This is a genomic window from Thermincola ferriacetica (assembly GCF_001263415.1).
GTDB lineage: Bacteria > Bacillota > Thermincolia > Thermincolales > Thermincolaceae > Thermincola > Thermincola ferriacetica.
Genome location: NZ_LGTE01000048.1, coordinates 1 through 3,388 on the forward strand (window position 1 = coordinate 1; position 3,388 = coordinate 3,388).

The following is a 3,388-nucleotide window of genomic DNA, read 5'->3' on the forward strand; positions in this document are numbered from 1 at the left end:
GGTATGACTCAAAAAATGATCGGTCTTATTGGAAGACAGGTTTTAGTTGGTCATGGAGTAGTAAACCTCTTTACTTAAGTACTGATATTATTGGAGCGGGTTGGGATCCTAATATGTCATTACTTACAGCAGAATCTTATAATGTTGTAACATATAAAGCAACAACAATAGGGAGTCCAACGTCGTATACAAAACAATATAATTTTGCCCTGGCGGGTACTAATACTGCTCAGGCTAAATTTCCTTTATGGGATTCTTATAACAAAATGTGGGCAGCAGAAGGCTGGGGTTTTGTAAAGGTAACTGTAGGATATAAACTTAGGGATATGCAGATGAAAATTGCTTATGGACACACCCAAATGGCAGTTTCTAATCCTTCTGTATCTTATCCGTGGGGCATATCTTTTTCATGGATAACTGGTGTTAATGAAGAAGCAAGTGAAACGTTTCAATATTATTATTAAATTATTAAAATTAGTGATGGGCAGAGATTTTTCTGCCCATTACCAATTGTGCAAGTTTTTAGTAAAAAAGTAGTTCGGTAAAAAAGACAAATATATTATTTAGCTAAAAGCTCTTTGAATTGATATTATAAAATACAAAGATAAATTAAAATTTGCGGGAGGATAGAATGAGTAACAATTCATTACCAAAATTTGCAATATTATTTCTGTGCGTAATTTCATTATTGTTATTAGCGCTTGGTTACGGTATGTGGAAAAAACGGGAGCAATCGGCAGTTTATGATTATAAAATGTATATGTCCAGCCAGTGTCAAATACTTAATTTATTGCAGGCTGCTCTTGATATGAAAGACAAACATTCAGATTTTGTAGGTAGGCTGATGTTAGCTAAAGGAGAGTTTACGTATTTGGACCCAATAATCAATCATGTCTCCATGCCCAAATCGATAATAGAATTTCATGAATTGGGTAAAAATTTAGTTGATGAAATCTTGACCAAGACTTCAAAGGGTAAATTAGTTCAAAACGACATTTCAAAACTTGAAGATTACACAAAAAAACTTCGTCGAATGGTGCGCACTTTGGGCCTATTTACTGCCGAAAATGAATCGGCTTCCGATATATATAAACGTCTTGATGAGTTTGGCAGAAATCTTTAATTACTAAGATATTTTTAGCTATGTTTTCTTTAATTCCAAGCTATTCGGCGTTAACTGCGCAGGATACTTACAGCGGGTCAATCCCAAGCAGATTGAGCTTGATAAAACGTCATCCAGGCTTAATATGAAAAAGTGAAGATCCATGATTAAGCGAGCAAGAAAGAGATCTTAAGTATTCACAATAATACCAGTTCTAACACATCTGTCCGTGGGTGTACTGCGATATATCCGCAAAATCACGATACTACTAACAGTTATTGGTTGGGTAAAAGAATAGTATCATCCATTTCCAGCATAACTTCATTGCCCCTCCACAGAGAACCTTATCAGGGTGATTTCCAAGTACTCAGGGATACACAGATGCCGGCAAAGCTTTATGCCTAAGAATTAATCAAAAGCCTCCGCTACTTAAACTCCACTGTGGCGGAGGTTCATCTTCTTTTCAATACGGAAGGATTAAATGAAGAAAGCTGTTGTCTTACTAATTTTAATGGTCGTATTGGATATTGCTGGGTGCCAGTATGGGGGTACAAATGTAAAAAAGAATGTCTGGGGACGTTCCAGTTTTCTCGCCGTTACAGATGGCCAACTTGGTTTGTTGACATTGCCCGAAGGGAAATTTACCCTATTTAATATCAAAGTGTGGGTTAAAGAAATAATAGGGGTTGAGTGTCGCTTCCAGAACTATTTGACAGTGTAATTCCAGCCGTCATGTCAGTTGGAAGTGAACATTTCCCGAATTGCATGACGTTTTAGAAATGTTTAGTTTCAACTGCCATTGGCAGTAGAAAGGGTGAAGAACAGCCCTCTTTGTCAGAGTAAATATTACTTCCGTTCAGCAAAACCCTGGCGACGGTTGTGGCATCAATAGTGTACTGCTCACGGGTGACAGCGTCAGATAAGCCATTCAAGTGAAACCGGACATTAATGCGCTGGTCAATGGCCCTGAGCGCCCTGAGTTTGAGGCGGTCCCGGAGTTCAGGCTGACCTGTAAGGATTAAGGCCAGGGGAGAACGGGAATCCACATCAAAATTAATGTCAAAGGTTTCCTCCCAAAGGAAGTATTTATCCAGCAGCACGGGGTCTAAATAACGAAGTTCTTTAGCACACTGAGCGAAACGGACGCGTGGTTTTTCCCTGGTCTTGCCATTGCAGCGAGGGCAGGAATGCATGGTTGTCCGATACCAATTTTCAATTTTAGATAAATAGGCAGTGACGCCGCCGGAAAAAGGTAGTATAATAATTATTGATATCCCCTCCATTGGGGGTGTTGGGAGACCTTTTCGGGAGTGGCGTCGCTAAACAACACAGCCCGTAAAGGTCTTTTCCTGTTTTAGGCCTAAAAACGACCCTATCGACCGATAGGACTAATATACCGGACAAACGATTTTGTGTCAAATAATTTTAGAAAAAAGCTCTTTTTACTGACATAGAAATTTGGAAGCGACAACCAGGTCAACCCCTGGAGCAAAAAAACTTTCCTGCCTTGAAGAATTACATCCAGGTAGGAAAATTTTTTGTGCAGCAGTAAGACAGCCGGTATCGGCTGGGGGTTGATTGAGATTTACCACAATTACATGTTTACATACAATCATATAAACACATTTATTTATTTCCGCAATTGAGCGTATTGAGTAACGGTTTAACGCCGGCAGGGCCAGCGCTTTGCCGGTGTTATGGCATGCTCAACTGTTTTCAATTTTGGTTCTTTTCTTTAAAAAAGACAATAAGTGCTATTTCTAATAATAGATTTACTGCTAAAATAATACCTTTATAGAAAAAAGGCTGAGTACTAATGTAAAATAATATTGCCTGAATGAACATTAGTGCTATCAAAAAAATAATGACCCATTTAATTAATGCGATTCTATGGTCGTAGAAACTGTTCCAAGATCTAACCTGAATCAAACCGATTATAATCCAGAAAACTCCAAATGCAACAAGTGGAAAACTATACATGCTAACATTACAGGAGGTAGTTCTATAAAGATTACGCAAGCCATGTGCAAGACAAAGCTCCCGCAAACTTACAAACCCAGTACTCCCAATTGGTAGGAATACTTACTAATGCAGTTACTGCATCGGGGTCATTAGTATGATTCATACTTATTTCACCAGAATTATACTTTTCAATAAAATCAAGCAATTCTTGTTTACTTTTCTCTGACTGTTGAATAATCTGTAAGTGGTAAAATAAAATGGATGAATTTCGGCAAACAAAAACGGATGTTTTTGACCAAAATAACCTCGTTGTCTGATATGCTT

General features: G+C 38.1%; 6 protein-coding genes. 4 read left to right on the top strand and 2 right to left on the bottom strand.

Annotated features, from left to right (window positions below):
• From Tfer_RS16670 to Tfer_RS15525, 4 genes are all read left to right on the top strand, one after another.
• The coding region (locus tag Tfer_RS16670) for a hypothetical protein (protein ID WP_160315580.1) at positions 1-464 on the top strand (464 nt) is incomplete at its 5' end.
• Between the two features lie 167 nt (positions 465-631).
• Entirely contained in the window at positions 632-1,123 is a 492-nt protein-coding gene (locus Tfer_RS15520; RefSeq protein ID WP_052219180.1) for a hypothetical protein, read from the top strand.
• A 174-nt stretch (positions 1,124-1,297) separates the two neighbouring features.
• The gene (locus Tfer_RS17345) at positions 1,298-1,507 is read left to right on the top strand and encodes an N-acetylmuramoyl-L-alanine amidase (protein ID WP_427916571.1); all 210 of its coding nucleotides are present in this window, start codon (positions 1,298-1,300) and stop codon (positions 1,505-1,507) included.
• A 76-nt stretch (positions 1,508-1,583) separates the two neighbouring features.
• Complete coding sequence (locus tag Tfer_RS15525) at positions 1,584-1,823, top strand: hypothetical protein (protein ID WP_052219181.1); 240 nt, start codon at positions 1,584-1,586, stop codon at positions 1,821-1,823.
• A gap of 52 nt (positions 1,824-1,875) precedes the next feature.
• Here the strand turns inward: Tfer_RS15525 and Tfer_RS16770 are convergent, their stop codons facing one another.
• Positions 1,876-2,385 carry a hypothetical protein gene (locus Tfer_RS16770; protein WP_052219182.1) on the bottom strand — a complete coding sequence of 170 codons (510 nt, stop codon included), beginning with the start codon at positions 2,383-2,385 and terminating at the stop codon, positions 1,876-1,878.
• Positions 2,386-3,113: 728 nt separating this feature from the next.
• A partial coding sequence (locus Tfer_RS16845) for a hypothetical protein (RefSeq protein ID WP_207642461.1) occupies positions 3,114-3,388 on the bottom strand: 275 nt, incomplete at its 5' end.

What these genes read in the sequence shown, in the direction of transcription:
- Tfer_RS15520 (WP_052219180.1), top strand. Translation starts at nt 632, where the DNA reads ATGAGTAACAATTCATTACCAAAATTTGCAATATTATTTCTGTGCGTA.
- Tfer_RS16770 (WP_052219182.1), bottom strand. Translation starts at nt 2,385, where the DNA reads ATGGAGGGGATATCAATAATTATTATACTACCTTTTTCCGGCGGCGTC.
- Tfer_RS15525 (WP_052219181.1), top strand. Translation starts at nt 1,584, where the DNA reads ATGAAGAAAGCTGTTGTCTTACTAATTTTAATGGTCGTATTGGATATT.